This is a genomic window from Bradyrhizobium sp. SRL28 (genome assembly GCF_018596315.1).
In the GTDB taxonomy this organism is placed as follows: domain Bacteria; phylum Pseudomonadota; class Alphaproteobacteria; order Rhizobiales; family Xanthobacteraceae; genus Bradyrhizobium.
Map to the genome: position 1 here is coordinate 263,882 of NZ_JAHEAG010000005.1, position 18,266 is coordinate 282,147.

At 63.0% G+C, this 18,266-nt stretch carries 13 protein-coding genes, 1 tRNA gene and 1 pseudogene; 10 read left to right on the forward strand and 5 right to left on the reverse strand.

Annotation, left to right across the window (positions count from 1 at the left end):
• Positions 1–16: 16 nt before the first annotated feature.
• The gene (locus KIP88_RS14940) at positions 17–1,147 is read left to right on the forward strand and encodes a glycosyltransferase family 2 protein (protein WP_214488825.1); all 1,131 of its coding nucleotides are present in this window, start codon (positions 17–19) and stop codon (positions 1,145–1,147) included.
• Positions 1,148–1,341: 194 nt separating this feature from the next.
• Positions 1,342–2,844 (forward strand): glycosyltransferase family 39 protein, encoded by a 1,503-nt coding sequence (locus KIP88_RS14945; RefSeq protein ID WP_214488674.1) that lies wholly within the window; start codon positions 1,342–1,344, stop codon positions 2,842–2,844.
• 11 nt (positions 2,845–2,855) lie between these two features.
• Here KIP88_RS14945 and KIP88_RS14950 read toward each other — a convergent pair whose 3' ends face one another.
• Complete coding sequence (locus KIP88_RS14950) at positions 2,856–4,751, reverse strand: CHASE2 domain-containing protein (RefSeq protein WP_214488675.1); 1,896 nt, start codon at positions 4,749–4,751, stop codon at positions 2,856–2,858.
• A gap of 11 nt (positions 4,752–4,762) precedes the next feature.
• Positions 4,763–5,314, reverse strand: coding sequence for a FecR domain-containing protein (locus tag KIP88_RS14955; protein WP_214488676.1), 552 nt, complete (start codon positions 5,312–5,314; stop codon positions 4,763–4,765).
• A gap of 272 nt (positions 5,315–5,586) precedes the next feature.
• Here KIP88_RS14955 and KIP88_RS14960 point away from each other — a divergent pair, with 272 nt between their 5' ends.
• From KIP88_RS14960 to KIP88_RS14995, 8 genes are all read left to right on the forward strand, one after another.
• A complete protein-coding gene (locus KIP88_RS14960) occupies positions 5,587–6,282 on the forward strand; it encodes a DUF899 family protein (protein WP_214488677.1) in 696 nt (231 codons plus the stop codon).
• 151 nt (positions 6,283–6,433) lie between these two features.
• On the forward strand, positions 6,434–7,075 hold the full coding sequence (locus KIP88_RS14965) for a glutathione S-transferase family protein (RefSeq protein WP_214488678.1): 642 nt from the start codon (positions 6,434–6,436) through the stop codon (positions 7,073–7,075).
• Between the two features lie 486 nt (positions 7,076–7,561).
• Positions 7,562–8,902 carry an RtcB family protein gene (locus tag KIP88_RS14970; RefSeq protein ID WP_214488679.1) on the forward strand — a complete coding sequence of 447 codons (1,341 nt, stop codon included), beginning with the start codon at positions 7,562–7,564 and terminating at the stop codon, positions 8,900–8,902.
• 263 nt (positions 8,903–9,165) lie between these two features.
• A complete protein-coding gene (locus KIP88_RS14975) occupies positions 9,166–10,353 on the forward strand; it encodes a DUF2778 domain-containing protein (protein ID WP_214488680.1) in 1,188 nt (395 codons plus the stop codon).
• Between the two features lie 224 nt (positions 10,354–10,577).
• Entirely contained in the window at positions 10,578–12,074 is a 1,497-nt protein-coding gene (locus KIP88_RS14980; protein WP_374226466.1) for an AMP nucleosidase, read from the forward strand.
• Between the two features lie 283 nt (positions 12,075–12,357).
• A tRNA-OTHER gene (locus tag KIP88_RS14985) sits at positions 12,358–12,429 on the forward strand.
• Positions 12,430–12,835: 406 nt separating this feature from the next.
• Positions 12,836–13,987: a slipin family protein gene (locus KIP88_RS14990; protein ID WP_214488681.1), complete on the forward strand. Its 1,152-nt coding sequence runs from the start codon at positions 12,836–12,838 to the stop codon at positions 13,985–13,987.
• Between the two features lie 630 nt (positions 13,988–14,617).
• On the forward strand, positions 14,618–15,397 hold the full coding sequence (locus tag KIP88_RS14995; protein WP_214488682.1) for a Crp/Fnr family transcriptional regulator: 780 nt from the start codon (positions 14,618–14,620) through the stop codon (positions 15,395–15,397).
• Positions 15,398–15,722: 325 nt separating this feature from the next.
• Here KIP88_RS14995 and KIP88_RS15000 read toward each other — a convergent pair whose 3' ends face one another.
• The 3 genes and pseudogenes from KIP88_RS15000 to KIP88_RS46500 form a co-directional block, all read right to left on the reverse strand.
• Entirely contained in the window at positions 15,723–15,929 is a 207-nt protein-coding gene (locus KIP88_RS15000) for a hypothetical protein (protein WP_214488683.1), read from the reverse strand.
• Between the two features lie 208 nt (positions 15,930–16,137).
• Positions 16,138–16,539 (reverse strand): phasin family protein, encoded by a 402-nt coding sequence (locus KIP88_RS15005; RefSeq protein ID WP_214488684.1) that lies wholly within the window; start codon positions 16,537–16,539, stop codon positions 16,138–16,140.
• Positions 16,540–17,045: 506 nt separating this feature from the next.
• A pseudogene (locus KIP88_RS46500) lies at positions 17,046–18,237 on the reverse strand (serine hydrolase domain-containing protein).
• Between the last annotated feature and the right edge of the window lie 29 nt (positions 18,238–18,266).

Sequence of the window (18,266 nt, forward strand, 5' to 3'; positions counted from 1 at the left end):
ATATACGCTGGCGATCATGAATGACGCCATCAATCCGGGCCCCGAAACCCCGTCGCAGGCCGGTTTGCCTGAGCTTTCGGTCGTTGTGCCGACCTTCAACGAGCGCGACAACGTCACCGTGCTGTACCGGCGGCTGGAGGCCACGCTATCAGGCATTGCCTGGGAAGTGGTCTTTGTCGATGACAATTCCCCTGACGGGACCTGGGAAGTGGTGCGGGCGCTGGCGCGGAAGGATTCCCGCGTCCGCTGTATCCGCCGGATCGGGCGGCGCGGACTGTCGGGTGCGTGCATCGAGGGCATTTTGGCCTCGGGCGGCCCCTATGCGGCTGTCATCGATGCCGATCTACAGCACGATGAAACGCAACTGCCGAAGATGGTCGCGCTGCTGCGGAGCGGCGAGGCGGAACTCGTCATCGGCAGCCGCTATGTCGAGGGCGGCAGCGCCGACAGTTTCAATAAGCAGCGGGCGGGGGCCAGTCAGCTTGCAACCGAGGTCGCCAGGCGCACCCTGAAGGTCGAGGTCGCCGATCCCATGAGCGGCTTCTTCATGATCCGTCGCGATCGCTTCGAGCAATTGGCGCCGCAGCTCTCGACCCAGGGCTTCAAGATCCTGCTCGACATCATTGCGACCGCGCAGGGCAAGCTGCGCGCCGTCGAGATTCCCTACACCTTCGGTTCGCGCCAGCACGGCGAGAGCAAGCTCGATTCCATGGTGGCGCTGGACTTCCTCGGCCTGGTGCTGGCGAAGCTGACGCACGACGTGGTCTCGCTGCGCTTCCTGTTGTTCGCAATGGTTGGGGGCACCGGCCTTGTCGTGCATCTCGTGACGCTGTTCATCGCGCTCGAAATCTTCAAGGAGCCGTTTGCGGAGGCACAGGCCGCCGGTGCGCTGATTGCGATGACCAGCAACTTCATCCTGAACAATTTTCTCACCTATCGCGACCAGCGGCTGAAGGGATTTGCGATCCTGCGCGGCCTGTTGCTGTTCTATCTCGTCTGCGGCGTCGGACTGCTCGCCAATGTCGGCGTCGCGTTCGCGGTCTTCGACCAGGAACCGATCTGGTGGCTTGCGGGGCTTGCCGGCGCGCTGATGGGCGTGGTCTGGAACTACGCGATGTCCGGACTGTTCGTCTGGCGCAGGCGATGACGAATAGCGTTTCGAAGTGGATAGCCGGTTCGCGTGAAGAGTGATGGGATGACGTACGCGGCTCACACTCCGCTGTCATCGCCCGGCCTGACCGGGCGACCCAGTACGCCGCGGCCTATCGGATTGATCGCGGGCTTCCCGACGTACTGGATCCCCGCTTTCGCGGGGATGACGGGTGGCGGGCGGGCTCCAGAATGAATCCGAACGAGGCGCGCGTTGCCCTCAACACGGGTCTGGCGATCCTGGGGCTGGTGGCGCTGCGTTTGATCGCAGCGGCGTTCACGCCGATCACCTTCGACGAAGCCTATTACTGGATGTGGTCGAAGCATCTCGCCGGCGGCTATTACGATCATCCGCCGATGGTCGCGGTGGTGATCCGGCTCGGCACGCTGATCGCAGGCGATACCGAGTTCGGCGTACGGCTGGTTTCGATCCTGCTGGCGCTGCCGATGAGCTGGGCGATCTATCAGGCCGCCGCCATCCTGTTCGGCAGCCGGCGCGTGGCCGCGTCATCGGCGATCCTTCTGAACATCACGCTGATGGCCGCGGTCGGCACCATGATCGTCACGCCGGACGCGCCGCTCCTGGTGGCTTCCAGCTTCCTGCTGTTTGCGCTCGCCAAGGTGCTGCAGACCGGCCGCGGCGTGTGGTGGCTGGCGGTCGGCGCCGCCGCCGGTTGCGCGCTGCTGTCGAAATACACCGCGCTGTTTTTCGGACCGGCGATCCTGATCTGGCTGGTTGCCGTTCCCAAACTGCGGCACTGGTTGATCTCGCCCTGGCTTTATCTCGGCGGGCTGGTCGCGATGCTGCTGTTTGCGCCGGTCATTCTCTGGAACGCCGGGCACGGCTGGGTTTCCTTCATCAAGCAGATGGGGCGGGCGAGGATCGAGGATTTCCACCCGGTCTACATCGCCGAACTGATCCCGACGCAGATCGCGTTCGCGACGCCGCTGGTGTGGATGCTCGGCGCGATGGGGCTTTACGCGCTGTTCCGCCGACGCGCCGGCGCGCTGCCTGCGCGCGTGCTCGTCAATACGACGTTCTGGGTCATCGTCGCCTATTTTGTCTGGCATTCGCTCCATGCCCGCGTCGAGGCCAACTGGTTTGCGCCGGTCTATCCGGCGTTTGCGATCGCCGCCGCCGTCGCCGCGCATCTGGTCGAATGGGAGCCGCGCTGGCAGCGTCTGGCCGACTTCTGCCGGCGCTGGGCGGTGCCGGGCGGCGTCCTGATGTTCGTGCTCTTGGTCGTGCAGGCCAACACGGGCATGCTGTCAGGCTATCGCCGCGATGCCACCGTGCGCAGCGTCGGCGTCGGCTGGCGCGAAACGGCCGATGGAATTGAGGCGGTGAGGGCGCGCGTCGGCGCAACATGCGTGCTTGCGTCGGATTACGGCACCACCGCCTGGCTCGCCTTCCATCTGCCGAAGGGCACCTGCGTCGCGCAGCCCAGCCAGCGCATCCGTTGGATCAACATGCCCGAACCTGATGCGGCACAGCTCGCCGGCAAGTTGTTGTATGTATATGAGGCGTGGCTTGGCGATACGCCCTATCTGAAGGACAGGTTTGCCCGTATCGAACGGGCAGGCCAGGTCCAGCGCAAACGCGGTCCGCTGGTGATCGAGACCTATGCACTCGATGTGCTGGAAGGGCCGAAGGGCGAGGTGCTCGCCCGCACGCCGCCGCCGGAACTGCAGTAGCGCGCGGCCGGTCACTCAGCGGCGTCGGGATGCCCGCGTTGATCCGTCGTGGGATGTTCACCCCGCCACAGCCAGACCGTAAGCGAGCCTGATCGGCCGCGAATCTGCGTCTCGACGGGGCCGGCAAGGCTTCCGGTTTTCAGCCGGGCGCCGATGCGCTCCGCCGCGATACGCAACGTATCGCTCAGCGCCAATCGGACATCGTGGCGGGCTGCCACTTCCATCAAACGGCTCGTCACGTTTACGGTGTCGCCGGTTGCGGTGATGTGCTGATGGTTGCGGCCGCCGAGCCGGGAAGCGACGATCGGTCCGAAATGCGCGCCGATCTTGAATCCGATCCGCAACCCGATCGGCGGTGGCAGCGCCGCAATCCAGCGCTCGGTCTTGACGCAGAGCGCGATCGAACATTGCGCCGCGCGCGCAGCGTCATCCGGCTTAGCCTCCGGCAAGCCGAACAGGATCATGGCGCCATCGCCGAGGAAGCTCGTGATCATGCCGCCGCACCGCGTCACTTCCTTGTCGACCAGGGCGTGAAACTCCTTCAATAGCCCCCTCGTGGCATCCGGATCGAGCGTTTCGCTGAGCGAGGTAAATCCGGACAGGTCGACGAACACGACGGCAGCATTCTGCCTGACCGGCGCCAGCAGGAAGTCAGGATCGCGCGTCAGCCATTCCTGCAGGCCCGGCGTCTGGAATTGTTCGAGCAGCCTGTTTTGGACGGCGAGATGCTGTGCGCTGCGCCGGCCCGACCATAGTTGCAACGAACCGAACAAGACGACCGGCGGCACTGCCGCGGCCATTGTCGTCGCGGTGTCGAGCGATATGCCGTGCGCGAAAGCAACCGTATTCGCAGCCGCCCATGCCAGCATCACCGCGCTGACCGTGAGCAGACCAACCGCGTTTCGCCGCCACGCCAGCAAACCGACCAGCAGTATCGGGAGCAGGATCGTCGTGATGGCCTCGATGACGCGAACCGGCCCGTCGCGCACGACGCCGTCGCCTGCGACCAGATGCGTGATCGCGGTGGAAATGATTTCCACCCCCGGCATCAGTGAATCGAACGGTGTCGGAAAGAAATCGCCGGCGCCGGTTGCGGTCGCGCCAAGGACGACGATCCGGCCCTGAATGGCCTCCTTGTCGACCTGGCCCTCGATCAGACTTGCGGCGCTGACGGTGCGAATGGTGCGACGCGGGCCGTAATAGGAAATCGGCAGCGCATAATCGGAAGCGGTCGCGATCGGCCGGTCGCCGAACAGCAGGCGGCCGGGCTCGATCGTCAGCTTCTGGCCGATCGCGACGGACGCGACGCGAAGCGGAAATGACAATTCGATTCTGTCGCGTGTCCGGAACAGCATCGGGACCGATAGCGGCGTGCCGGTCTGGCCCGTCGCCACATTGGCGATGCCGACTTCCGCGCGGTCGGCAAAGGCCGGGAGCGGCAGCAGGAAGCGGTCGGCCTTCGGCAGGCGGGCCAGCGGCCCGTCGTCTTCCGCGGAAGGCTGAACGGTGTTCGGAAATACCGCCGCCGCCGCAAGCACGGTCGGACGCGCCGCGAACGATTTCGCCAACGCCGCGTCGCCGTCGGCGGCTCCTTTGTCGACCAGCAGGAGATCGACCGCGATCACCTTCGGCTCCAGCCGCGCGATCGCTTCGACGATCCTGGCGATCTCCGCACGCGGCAGCGGATAGGTGCCGCTGAGCTTGACGACGGCGTCGTCGATCTCAACGATCGTGACGAGGTCCGGCGGTGCCTTTACGCCGCGCGCCAGCGTTCGCGCATCTGATAATGCCGACTCGAGCCGGTCGAGAAAACGCAAATGGCCGCTCGAATGGCCGAGCCATATCGCGCCTGCCCAGAGTCCCGTGCAGAGCAACGCAGCCAGAATATGAAGACGTCGGTGGCTCATTCGCCTGACTTCTATTGTCCCAATCTTGCCATCAAGGCCGTAACGCGCGCGGGCGGCCAGCGTTTCACGATCAGCTCGCCAGATCCCTCGACATCGACACCGTCACCGGCGCCAAGTACGACGCTGCCGCGGCCGGCGGATCGCGCGACGCTGACGCGGCCGTCGACGACAAAGACCGATGTCTTTGCACCCTCGGCGTCCACCGCCCATCTGGTGCCGCGCACCGCAGCGATTGCCTGCGGCGTCACCACGTTGAATCTGACACGGCCCGGCTTCTTCGGCACTTCGAGCAGCAGGGCCTTATTGCTCAGTTCGACGGAATCGACATGGCCGTCGCGGTTGCGATCCCCGAGCTCGAACTTCGCGCCGCTTTCGGCCACGATCGTGATCGCCGTCGGGCATTGCAGGGTTTGCGTTTCCTGGGCCGTCGGCGCGGACGTGCAGCCCAGTTTCGCTGGCTGGGCCAACGCATGTCCACCGAGGAGGCCAAGGCTTGTAATAGCAAGGCTCGCAATAGCGATGCTTGCAATAGCGATACTTCCGGCGCGTGCCAGCATTGTCATGGCAGCCTCCCTTCGCGGTACGGGCGAAACAGGCGTGGCTGATACGGTACCGTATCAAGGGGCCGACTTCCAGTGCAAGGCCATCGGCAGCCGATAATATGTCTTCATCCGGCGGTTAAGGTTCGGCGATGGCTCCCATGCAGAAAATCCGAGGAAACTGGCCCGAAAACGGACGGAAACGGCGGTTGTAGGCCGATTTTTTTGCCCGTGGCTGTCGGACCCATGAGGTGTGGAACGTCTTGTAACCGAGCAACCAACGCCGAGGTCATGTCATGTCCGGTTCCGTACTGAAACCCGCCACCGAACTCGCACGCGGAAACAGCGTGCGCTTTCCCAACGAGAGCGCCGAATATCGCCGTGCCCGCGAGCAATTGCTGGCGGAGGAGATCGAACTGCGTCGCCACATCGAACGCGTCGCCGAATTGCGCCGCGCGCTGCCGCCGGGAGGGGCGGTGACGAAGAACTATGAATTTGAAGGTGAGGGCGGCAAGGCAACCTTGTCGGACCTGTTCGGCAACAAGCCGACGCTCGTGATCTACAGCTACATGTTCGGACCGCAGCGCGAGCAGCCGTGCCCGATGTGCACGTCCTTCATGAGCACCTGGGAAGCAAAGCTGCCCGATGTCGAACAGCGCGTGGCCTTTGTGTTCGTGGCGCGCTCGCCGATCGCGCGGCTGATCGAGGCGAAGAAGGCGCGCGGCTGGACGCGGCACCGGGTCTATTCGGACCCGTCCGGTGAATTCACGCGCGATTACGTCAGCGCCGCGGATGCGGACGTCCCCGGCTACAACGTGTTCACGCGCCGCGACGGCAGCATCCGCCATTTCTGGTCCGGCGAAATGGGACCATCGACCGCCGATCCCGGACAGGATCCGCGCGGTGCACCCGACATCGATCCGCTGTGGACAATCCTCGACACCACGCCCGAAGGGCGCGGCAAGGATTGGTATCCACGGCTGAGTTACTAGGTCGTGAACCCATGAAGTGGGCAGGGCCCGCGCTGTAGGATGACGAATATGCGCCAAGCCCTGAGCGCATTATGCGCCATCGATAGTCCATTGCGCGACCGGCTTAGCTCTGCGAGTTAGTATATCCAGCCCAATCCAGGAACGCTTAACTATGCTCACCGTCTATGGCGAAGGTCGTGGCTTCCGTGTTGTTTGGCTGCTTGAGGAATTAGGATTGGCTTATCGGCTGCGCCCGGTCGATCTGCTGGCAGACGAGAATGATCGCGATTTCCTCGCGATCAACCCCGCCGGCTTCATTCCCGCACTGCAGGACGGCGAGACGATCATGGTCGAATCGATCGCGATTCTTGAGTACCTGCTCGCCCGCCACGGCTCAGGTTCGCTTGCCGTCGCCCCGGACGATCCCGCCTTCGCTTCCTATCTGCAATTTCTCCACTTAGGCGAGGCCGGGCTCGCCGGGCCGATGAACGCCGTCTTGGTCGGTCGCCAACTGGCGCCCGAAGCCGAGCGAGATGCCCGGGTTACCTGTTGGGCAGTCGAGACCTTCGAGAGCCGGCTGGGGTTGGTTATCCGCCGCCTCGCGGATTGCCCCTATCTCGCCGGCGACCGATTCACCGCTGCCGATATCTCGGTGAGCTACGCCCTCCTGCTCGGCCTGCGAACTGGCAACTACGTCCCCGGTTCTACCGAGCGGGACTATCTCGCCCGCACGACGGCACGCCCTGCCTACGCCCGAGCGATGGAAAGCTGCCAGGCCACCAAGGCTTGGGCGGCGAGATCACCGGGATTGTAGTGCTCGCTTCATCGGAGCGGCCAAGCGCCTGATTGAGTAGTTGCGAAAAGTTCCTTATGGGCGTCTACCAATTGGGGAGCTCCCAGATTGCACTGAACTCTGATTCACGCGCGGCATAAGCCGATATGATGTATGTGATCGCGCGCTTCCGCCGATCAATGGAAAGACGATGCTTCGTATAGACACCAATGCTTCACGTTATGCAGACCAGCCGGTCGTCCGGCATGGTCGTGCTTTGACGTGTGCCATTGGCGTGTATCCGATTGGTCAATCGTACCGCCAAGGCAATCTACCAGCGTAACGCGGCAGTGGGTCTCCCTCTGCCGTCGAGGCAGGGAATGATCCGCGGTATGCCATTCGTGGCAAGCTCGACCTTGTAATTCCTCCCTGCCTGCAAACCCACCCGACCTGTGTCGCGACTGACATAGGACACTCCGGAGTCCTGAACGGCCTTCGGAATGAAGTAATGCAGTGAAGGAGAGTGAGATGCGATCCGATCCCTACCAGGAGCGCGCCAGGGCTTTGGCCGTTGAAGCCGGGCTCGACCCCGACGCGAAGATCGATCGGCCCGGCCAGCGGCCGATGCCGACGTGGTGCCTGTTTCGTGACGCCGCGCGCAAGGAGAAGCTTGCGCGCGACGTGCAGTCCGTTGCCGCCGATATCGCGCTCCAGCCGCAGGCTGCGCAGTACCAGAACAGCCCGCTGAAAATCTTCGGCAAGCATGACGACGCGACGATCGCGCAGATGCGCAATTGCATGTCGGTCGGCAACGCGGTCGCCGGTGTTATTTGCGCGGACGGCCATCTCGGCTACGCCCAGCCGGTCGGCGGCGTGATTGCCTATGAGAAGCAGATCAGCATCTCCGGCGTCGGGTTCGACATCGGTTGCGGCAACATGGCCGTGCGCCTCGATACGCCGTTCAGCCAGATCGAAGGCAACGTCGGTACGATCATCAAGGACGTGCACAACGTGATCTCGTTCGGCGTCGGACGCACCAATGACGAGCGGGTCGAGCATGCACTGTTCGACGACGCCGATGCGTGGCGTGAATCCGATATGGGCGCTTACCGGCAGAAGGCGGTCTCGCAACTCGGCACCGTCGGATCGGGCAACCACTATGTCGACCTGTTGCGCGACGAGGAGGGCTTCGTCTGGATCGGCGTTCACTTCGGCAGCCGCGGCCTCGGGCACACCAGCGCGACCCGCTACCTCAAGGCCGCGGGCGGCAAGGACGGCATGAACGTGCCGCCCGCTGTGATCGATGAGGACAGCGAGATCGGGCGCCGTTACATCGCGGCGATGCAACTCGCTGGGCGCTACTCCTATGCCGGTCGCGAATGGGTGATCGAGCGCGTGCGCAGGATCATCGGTGGCGAAGTCACCGACATGGTTCACAACCACCACAATTATGCGTGGCGGGAGAACCATGGCGGCAAGGATTTGTGGGTGGTGCGCAAGGGCGCAACGCCGGCATTTCCCGGCCAGCGTGGCTTCATCGGCGGATCGATGGGCGACGACGCTGTCATCGTTGAAGGCGTCGATAGCGAGGAGGCAAAGGCCTCGCTCTACTCGACGGTGCACGGTGCAGGCCGCCTGTTTGGCCGCAAGGAGGCCAAGCGGCGGTTCACGCGGGCCGAGATGGACGCCTGGTTGCAATCGCGTGGCGTCACGCTGGTAGGCGCTGACCTCGATGAAAGTCCGATGGCTTATCGCCGGCTGCCGGAGGTGCTGGCCGAGCACGCACGCTCGATCAGGGTGCAGCACACGCTGCGCCCGTTCGCGGTCGCCATGGCTGGCGAGAACGAGTTCGATCCTTTCAAGGATTGAGGCCGAACTTGGCCCGTTATGGGACACCCGGTGCGACTTCACGCCGGATGTCCCTAATTGGGACCATTCCTCGCATCATTACGGGGATAATTTCCTCAATAGTTCCATGGATTTGAGCCTGCCTTACATCCGCCCGCGTTTAATCCGGATTTAACTAAAAGTCGCCTTAATGACGCTCTGTGCCTCTGCGAGATGCTGCAGGGAACGTCTCCGGACGCGGCATCAATGGGGGACTTGGTGGAATTGTTCTGGGCGTTGTGTGAATGAGTAAAAGTAGGCGTGCGTTCGGCCCTGCGGCTCACAACCGCAGGAAATCCTCCCGTAAAGGCATTCCCCAATATTTCCTCGGCAGCGTCGCGGTCGCGGGGCTCGTGCTGGGCTGCGCCTGGACCGTTTACACCAAAGTGTTCGGCGCCAACGTCTATCCATCCGTGAACAGCGCCGCCTTCGAGGCGCCCGTCGTCAAGAACCCGACCACCGTCGCCGCTCGTCCGGTGCAGCCGGCTTTCAACGAAATATTCGCCTCGCTTGAGCAACGCCCGCTGGTGTTGCCCGCGCCGGAGAACGTCGCCTCTTCGCTGATGTTCAACGAACGGTTCGCAGCGTCGGCGGCGCAAGGCGAGCCGTCCAGGTCTGTTGGCTCCCGGCCCGTCGAAGTGACGAAGCTGGCGGAAGCTTCGCCGCCGGCCGAAGCGCCGAAGGCCGTTCAGGCGTCGAAGCCTGCTGAGACGCCGAAACCGAAAGTTTCCGCACCGGCCACCAAGCTCGCCTTGAACGTTCCGGCCACGACGCCGAAGGAGGCTGAGGCCAAGACTTCGGAAGCCAAGACGGCAGACGACAAGACCGCGAAGGCATCCGGCTCTTCCGTTCGCGACATGGCGCAGCGCGCCAAGGCCGCTGTGATGTCGATTGCTTCCAACGAGAAGCAGACCATGGTCGAAAAGCTGTGGGGCAAGCAGCCGGCGGCTGGAGGGTTCCTGGCCTATGCCTCCGCCGACGCCAGCGTCACCGGCAGCATCATCGATACGCGAAGTCAGAACCCGATGATGGGCGGCGCGCCGCCCTATGACCGCCAGACCGCGGTCTACGATATCGCCGCCAAGACGGTGTATCTGCCCGACGGCACCAGGCTGGAGGCGCATTCGGGGCTCGGCTCCAAGATGGATGACGTACGCTATTCGCATGTGCGGATGCAGGGCGTGACGCCGCCGCACATTTACGAACTGAAGCCGCGCGAGGCGCTGTTTCACGGCGTGCCGGCGCTGCGGCTGACGCCGATCGGCGGCGAGGAAAAAATCTATGGCCGCGACGGATTGCTCGCGCATAGCTACATGCTGGGGCCGAGCGGCCAGTCCAACGGCTGCGTCTCCTTCAAGGACTATTACGCCTTCCTCGATGCCTACAAGAACAAGGGCATCCGCCGCCTCGCGGTGCTGGCGAAGGTCCAGTAGCGGGACTCGCTGCTCTCGTGCGCCTGATGGCGCAAACCTGTCATGGTGCAAACCAGGCGCCTCGCAACACTTGGCATTTGTGGTTACGGGTCCCGGGTCAAGCCCGGGACGACGGGATACTTCTGAGTACGACCTCAGACGTGTCTGGAACGACACTCGATTGTGGTTATATTTGCTGATCCAGAGTGAGTCTCCGTTCGACAACCAATCTGGCGTGAAGCGACATGTGTTCCGCAATGCTCGTCGAAACTCCACCGCCCTTCGCGACCGAAGCATTCGTCGATGCCGGCGCGGCCGTTGCCCGTCTCGAAGAGATCTACGAGCGCAACACCCGGTTCCTTCGCGATCGCTTTGAAGCCTATGTCAATGGCAGGGCGTTCACGACGCGCGTGCGAGCCTGTTATCCGCTTGTGCGGATGACGACCGCGACCCATGCGCGGCTCGATTCGCGTCTCGCTTACGGCTTCGTCGCGGGGCCGGGCGTGCATGAGACCAGCGTGACGCGCCCGGATATTTTCCGCAACTATCTCACCGAGCAAATCGAGCTGTTGGTCAAGAACCACGGCGTGCCGGTTGAAGTCGGCGAGTCGAACGAGCCTATTCCGATTCATTTCGCCTATCGGCGGGACATCAACATCGAGGCGGCGCTGACTATTGCCGACAGCTCGGCCTTTACGCGAACGCTGCGCGACGTGTTCGATACGCCCGATCTTGCCGCCATGGACGATGCGATCGCCGACGGCACGTTTGAGCTGCCCCCCGGAGCACCCGAACCCCTGTCCCTGTTCCGTGCCGCGCGGGTCGATTACTCGCTGCGCCGGCTCTATCACTACACCGGCACCGATCCTGAGCATTTCCAGAATTACGTGATCTTCACGAACTACCAGTTCTATGTCGATGCCTTCGTGCAACTGTGCCAGCACCGTCTCGCATCGGGCGAGATCGGCCCCGATGCCTTTGTTGCGCCCGGGAATGCGATCACGCGCAATGCGCGGCTTGGCGGCGGCACGACCGGGATTACGCCCGAGCGCGCGCCACAGATGCCTGCCTTTCATCTCGTCGAGCCGGGCGATCGCGGCATTACCCTGATCAACATCGGCACCGGTCCGTCCAATGCGCGAAACGTCACCGACCACGTCGCGGTGCTGCGGCCGCACGCCTGGCTGATGGTGGGGCATTGCGCGGGACTCAGGAATACGCAGCGGCTCGGCGACTACGTGCTCGCGCATGGTTACGTCCGCGAGGATCACGTGCTCGACCATGAGCTGCCGCTCTGGGTCCCGATCCCAGCACTTGCCGAGATGCAGGTCGCGCTCGAGGAAGCGGTCGGCGAGGTTACCGGGCTGACCGGCTTTGAGCTCAAACGGGTGATGCGCACCGGAACGGTCGCTAGCGTCGACAATCGCAATTGGGAAATCAGTGGCCCGTCGGTCATTCGACGGCTGTCGCAATCCCGTGCTGTCGCGCTCGACATGGAGTCCGCGGCGATTGCCGCCAACGGCTATCGCTTCCGCGTCCCCTACGGCACTTTGCTGTGCGTCTCCGACAAGCCGCTGCACGGCGAAATCAAGCTCGCCGGCATGGCCAGCGAATTCTACCGGCGACGCGTCGGTCAACATCTGGAGATCGGCCTGAAGGCGCTCGAACGGCTCAAGCACCAGGAATCCGAGCGCCTGCATTCGCGCAAGCTCAGAAGCTTTGCCGAAGTCGCGTTTCAGTAAGCCGTAGGGTGGGCAAAGCGATAGCGTGCCCACCATCTATCCGGATCGCCGCATCGACAATGGTGGGCACGCTTCGCTTTGCCCACCCTACGAAGCTCGGTTAACGCTGTGATGGTGAAGACACAGCATCTCCTCGATCACGAAAAAATCTTCTCAGCGCTCTTGCAACTGAAAGATGTTTCGTTTATTGACCCGCTCCTTCGCTTTGGCCATGGGTTCGGGCTCGTTGTGATCCCGACTGGCGCGGGCCGGTTTCCGGTTTCGTGTTCCGCCAGGTGAAGACGCGATAGTAGCTCAGCGGTAGAGCGTCGGGGTGACCCGAAGGTCGCCGGTTCGATTCCGGTCTATGGCACCACAAAGGATAGCTCAGTTGGGTAGAGCAGATGAATCATAATCATCGGGTCGTGGGTTCGAATCCCGCTCCGCTCCGGTTCAGCCTAAAAAGCTGATTCCCATTGAAGTGGACCGGACGCGCGCTTCAGTCGCAGTCCGGCCGTATTGCCGCAAGGCTTTTCGTCCGAACCAAGACACTGTGAGACCGGCTTTGCGCCGCGGTGGATACCGCTTGCGTTGATGCCGGGTGGCAACGTTCGACCGCTCGACACATGTCGGGCGATCGCGCGCGTGCGCCCGTCATCGCGCAGGCTGAAACCCGGCCCGCCGAGCTTTCAGGAAGCGTCGTCCGCGTCCTCACGTCCTTGCAAAACGAAACCCGCGTTCCGACCCTGCGAGGGCCGGAGGGCAAACCATGGAGGCGTGCCATGACCTGGCATTTGCTGATGAAGACGTTGACGGTGAAGGATGGCGAGCGCGCGTTGCTGACGCGCGATGGCAGGCTCGAGCGCGTGCTCGAACCCGGTCGTCATCGGCTGTTCGATCTGCGGCGTCAGTTGACGGCGGAGATCTTCAGCGTCGTTCGCGCTGAATTCCCCGCGGAGCGTTATGCCGTGCTGAAGGCCGCGCGGCCCGATCTCGCTGCCGAGCTGTTCGAGGCGGTGGAGACGAAGGCGAACGAGATCGCCATCGTCAGCCTTGACGGCCGTCCCGTGCACCTGATGACGCCCTGGCAGGCGCGCGTCTACTGGAAGGTCGCGACGTCAGTCGATGTCGAGCGCATCGACGTGACCAACGATCCCCGCGTGACCGCGCGCCATCTGGCGATGATCGAGCGCAACCGTCCCACCATCGTGACGGAAGCGGTGGTCGAGAACCACGAGGCCGGCTTGCTCTATGTCGAGGGCCGGTTGCTGGAGCGGCTTGCGCCCGGACGACACGCCTTCTGGATCGCCGGCCGCAAGATCGAGGTCAAGCGCCTCGATCTGCGTCCCCAGGCGGTCGAGATCACCGCGCAGGAAATGCTGACCAAGGATCGCATCGCGCTGCGTGTGACCCTGACGGCATTCCGCCGGATCGTCGACCCCGAGCGCGTGGTCGCGGCCGTGCCCGACGTGGATGCGTGGCTGTACCGCCTGGTGCAGTTCGCCATCCGTGAAGCGGTTGCCGGCCGCACGCTCGACGAGGTGCTGTCGGCGAAGGCAGCACTCGACGCGGAGCTGCGGGACTACGTCCGCGACCGTGTCGCAGACAGCGGTGTGGAGGTCACGGAGCTCGGCGTAAAGGACGTGATCCTGCCCGGCGAGATCCGCGAGCTCGTCAACAAGGTGGTGGAGGCGGAGCGGGTCGCGAAGGCAAACCTGATCCGCCGGCAGGAAGAGACCGCGGCGACGCGCTCGCTCCTGAACACCGCCAGGCTGATGGAGGAGAACCCTCTGCTGCTGCGGCTCAAGGAGCTGGAGTCGCTGGAGCGGCTTGTGGAGAAGGTCGGTCGGATCGACCTTCATGCGGGTGACGGGCAGGGTTTTGACGCCCTGCTCACCAAGCTGGTCCGCCTCAAGCCCGCGGAGAACGCGTAACAGCAAGGGTCGCCTACGGGCGGCCCTTCACTGATGAGCGGAATGCTGCAGGGAATGACAATTCGTCGAGGCGAAATCATGAGAGTATCTCAGGCCATCGACGGCAGAATGCTTGGCAAGGCGCCCCAGGCAAACACATTCCGGTTGAGAATGTCATCGGTCACGTCGGCATCTTCTCCCTCGACGCCGGCGGCAACGGCACGCCGCCTGTCATCCGTTACGGGCGGATCGGCACGGCGGTGCAATAGCGCGACACTAGTGGCTGCATTACAACGCCAGCGGCGCAACGCTGGACGCGGATCTCGTCGTGGCTGCGCCGCGCATTGAGAAGCACGCCGTTTCAAGCGCTAATCGGCTTGCCGTGCGCCGGAAATGGAACCGCACGGCCCCGTAAGCTTACGGTGTTACCCATGCGTATTTTGCGGTTGCGTCCGGAGGCCCATTTGCATCTAACTCCTTGAGACCCCGCGAGCAGTTCGCCTCGCGCCCGAGGGTTTGGATTTTATTAGAGTTCGAGTTTGTTTCAGTGAATGTGTGTAGAGAGGGCAGATTTAAGCTCATGTTCAGGCCGCCGTTCCGGGACGCTCCAAATAGCGATGGTCGCGGACGCCTCACCGCGGGTTCCCCGCAGTGACGCCTCCTGCGGGAATAGGTAATCGCCTTCTTGCTGCATTGCCGGCATCGGATCTCGACCTGCTTAGGCCCGAGCTCGAGGTGATCGCGCTCGATCAGGACGCGGTCATTTCGCGGGCGGGCGACGCGATCGAATACGTCTTCTTCCCTTATAGCGGCGCCATCTCGCTGATGATCGAGATGGCGGACGGGCATACGGTTGCCATCGCCGCAGTCGGGCGCGAAGGGGCGGTAGGTATTCTTTCGGTGCTCGGGCCGTCGTCTGCAGACAATACCGCGGTCGTTCGTGCGGCCGGCACCGCCGCCCGGATACCCGCATCGCGATTTCACAGCGCTTTCAACCGGAGCCCTGCGATACGGCACGCGGTCCAGATTCACGTCAAGGCGATGCTGAAGCAGCTTCAGCTCGGTTCGGCCTGCAACGCGCTTCACCCGGTCGAAGCGCGTATGGCTCGCTGGTTGCTCCAGCTTCGCGACCGCGTCGACCATGATGTGCTCCCGCTCACCCAGCAGGCGCTTTCGCAAATACTCGGTGTGCGACGTACGACCGTGACGCTTCTGATGCGCAATCTGCGCGCGCGTGGAGCGATCAGGTCCGATCGACGAGGCCTGATCGAGATCGACCCGGCGCGGCTCGCGGCGGCAGCGTGCGAATGCCACAACGTCATGCATCTCGAAGTCGAGGAGATGTTCGCGACGAGTTTGGCCCGATCGCGCGCGGCGGCTCCGCCCGAGGATCGGCGCATTCCAGGAATCGGCTCAGGCGGTACCGTGTGAGCGCGTTTCGGCGCAACCGCTCGACCTTCCCCCGCTGCGGCGTTTCCGAAGAGCCGCATCAAACAGCGGATTCACCGTCCGATCCGGTTCTCTGCCGCCGATCTCGGCCGAGTGCCGACCCGGAAGCCGCCGCCTCGAGCCTCGCAATCTCTCGCAGCACCTTCGCCGTCTGGCGCAGATCATTGCGCTCAGGTCCGGGCTTCAACCGTCGTGCTTCGTAAAGAAAGTCCTTGGCCTGCAGCAGCCAGGTGGATGTTTCAGCCGATATTTGCATTCGCGCCATGGTGTGCCCCCATCGCGATGACAGCCTGATCTATGTCGATGCTTACGCCAGCGCGCCGCGGTACCGGACCCGGATGCTCGGCTCGTCGACCCAGGCTTCCCGCGCGAACCAGGCGTGATCGGCGCGGCAAATCGGGCAACGGGTGCGCGAGAAAAACACCGCACTGCGCCCAAAGCTCTCACGATCAGTCTGGATGCCGGTGGGAATCGCGTGTCCGGTTTGCGGACACTTCACCATGACCATACCCATGTCGCCCTCCCTGGAAAATTTTTTTGCCTCTTGCAGAAAAGCACCGGCCGGTTGGTGTTCGCCTCTTGTCGGTGCGGGTTACTTGGGGGGGCATCGCGCACCTGTCTGATCGAGCATGGGGCAGTGGGGCTCATGCTCGCTACTGGGCTTATTCCTACCGGCCGGATCCCTCCTCAAACGAACCTTGGACGTTAATTGAGCGGGCTTTTTAGCCTGCCTGGTGGAGAACCTTGCTGAAGTGCTTCCTGATCGGCTCACCCGTTTCGCTCGCAAGCTTCTGGGTAAGCGCCCACAATTCCCTGTTCTGGTCGGAAGCGGTGTCGAACGCTTTGCGCGTTTGCGTCGCGGACAAGGTAAAAACATCGCTCGCTGACTTGCTGCCGCAGAGATGGATGAAGAAATCGAGCGCAGAGCCTGCGTTGGCGTTTGAGATTTCAAACACCTTCAGCCCGTAGTCGGTCGCGCTTCTGGCGTTGTTCGAATAGGTCTCGCGCAGCGCTTCCGTCATCTCCTCCGACGCGGCCTTCACCTTCTCGAAGCCTTCCCGTGCGCGGACGAGAACCTGCTCGTTGCCGCCGATACCAGGCAGGGCGATCTTCGAGAAGTCCAACAGTGGCATCCCCAAAACACTGGTTCCGTTCGTTGTCACTTTCATTTCACTTTCACTCACGCAACATTACCTTTCTCAAGCGAAAGCATTCTCCGCGACGCTCGCCAGCGTCACGAGAGCTCGCGCTCCGTGTTCGATCAGATTTTGGATGAGCCTTGATCCAGCCCCGACGTTACTTTGCGCCAGGAGAAGTCGGACTGTCGGTTCGGTTTGCGACTCTCGCGAAAATTATTTTTGAGATTGTCAACACACACCATCGTATATTTACGGTGCCATGTGCATAACAGGGATATCTCCACGAGCGTGAAATCTTTCCTTCAGCGTGACGTTGCGAATTTTTCAGCGCGACGCTGCGACGGGCGTCGGTGTTCACTGCGCAGTGCCGGCCATGCGCACCGTCTGCTTAAACAAAACCCCGGCATCGGTGCCGGGGTTTTGCATTCCTTGCGTATCGTTTTGAAGCACTGGACGTAGAAATCCATTCTGCCCTTGCTGCCGTTCGGCTGCTACTTGTCGTCCTTGCTCGAAATCATCGCGCCGTAGACCATCGACCTCAGTTCGGCATGATAGGCGGCGCGGATCGACGGGCCTTGCACGAAGACGATACCGACCAGCTTTTCCTTCGGGTCGACGAAGTAGCGCGGTCCGGTGATGCCGCCCCAGAACAGGTCGCCGACGTTACCCTGGAACGGAGCGCCGCCGGCGCTCACCCTGACCGGATTGACCAGGCTCCAGGAATAGCCGTCCCCCGGGTGGGCGACGCCCCGCATCGTTCCGATCTGATCGGCCAGTGCCCATCGAACGGTCATCGACGAGAGCAGGCGCTTGCCGTCGAGCGTTCCGCCATTGACGAGCATTTGCAGCAGCCGGAAGTAATCGCTTGTCGTGGATGCCATGCCCGCGCCACCCGAAAACCGCTTGGGCGCCCGCGTCACGTTCAGCCAGTCGAACACCCACATGTCGGGGTCCGTCGGCAGCGGCCGCGCGTAGCGTGCGACAGCGTCACCTTGAACGTGAAACGTGGTGTCGTTCATCCTGAGCGATCGAATATTCGAAGGAGGTGCCCGGCGAGAAAGCCAGCGGCAATGTCGCCAGCTTCTGCAGCATCTCGTCGGCCGTCATGTTGTCGACGCGATCGATGCCCAGTTCCTTGTATTTGCTGCGCAGCGGATTAAGCGGGAAGAAGAAATAGGTGAAGCCGGCGCGATGGGTCATCAGATCGTGAACCGTCGGCTGGCGCGTCGGGGCGGCGAGTTCGGACGTCGCATTGCCGCTGGCGTCTTTCTTCTCGATCTTGAGGTCCTTGAGCTCGGGAAGGTAGAGCGCGATCGGCGCCATGACCTGCAATCTGTTCTGCTCGAACAGCCGAAGGGCGGCGACGGTGGTGATCAGTTTCGTCGACGAGGCAATCGCATGAACGGTGCTGCGCTGCATCGGGACTTTCTTGTCCTTGTCCGCCCATCCGATCGCCTCGTGAAGAACCACCTGACCGTCACGGGCAATGAGCACGACCGCGCCCGGCGTTCTGCCCTTGTCGACGTCGGCCTGCAACCATCTCGTGATGGCCTTCAGTTTCTCGGTGTCGAACCCCGCACGCGATGATGCCGCGGCGACCACCGCGTCGCGCGCCAAGCCGGGTACGGGCGCAGCGAGCGCCGTGCCCGTCGCCAACAAAAGTGCCAGTGCGATGTTGCGCATGGTTGCTTCTCCCCCTGTTTTGAAGCCTG

Coding starts and splice junctions, on each gene's coding strand:
- KIP88_RS14965 (WP_214488678.1), top strand. CDS start 6,434: ATGCTCACCGTCTATGGCGAAGGTCGTGGCTTCCGTGTTGTTTGGCTG.
- KIP88_RS14940 (WP_214488825.1), top strand. CDS start 17: ATGAATGACGCCATCAATCCGGGCCCCGAAACCCCGTCGCAGGCCGGT.
- KIP88_RS14960 (WP_214488677.1), top strand. CDS start 5,587: ATGTCCGGTTCCGTACTGAAACCCGCCACCGAACTCGCACGCGGAAAC.
- KIP88_RS14950 (WP_214488675.1), bottom strand. CDS start 4,751: ATGAGCCACCGACGTCTTCATATTCTGGCTGCGTTGCTCTGCACGGGA.
- KIP88_RS14990 (WP_214488681.1), top strand. CDS start 12,836: ATGACCTGGCATTTGCTGATGAAGACGTTGACGGTGAAGGATGGCGAG.
- KIP88_RS15000 (WP_214488683.1), bottom strand. CDS start 15,929: ATGGGTATGGTCATGGTGAAGTGTCCGCAAACCGGACACGCGATTCCC.
- KIP88_RS14945 (WP_214488674.1), top strand. CDS start 1,342: ATGAATCCGAACGAGGCGCGCGTTGCCCTCAACACGGGTCTGGCGATC.
- KIP88_RS14975 (WP_214488680.1), top strand. CDS start 9,166: ATGAGTAAAAGTAGGCGTGCGTTCGGCCCTGCGGCTCACAACCGCAGG.
- KIP88_RS14970 (WP_214488679.1), top strand. CDS start 7,562: ATGCGATCCGATCCCTACCAGGAGCGCGCCAGGGCTTTGGCCGTTGAA.
- KIP88_RS14955 (WP_214488676.1), bottom strand. CDS start 5,314: ATGACAATGCTGGCACGCGCCGGAAGTATCGCTATTGCAAGCATCGCT.
- KIP88_RS14980 (WP_374226466.1), top strand. CDS start 10,578: ATGTGTTCCGCAATGCTCGTCGAAACTCCACCGCCCTTCGCGACCGAA.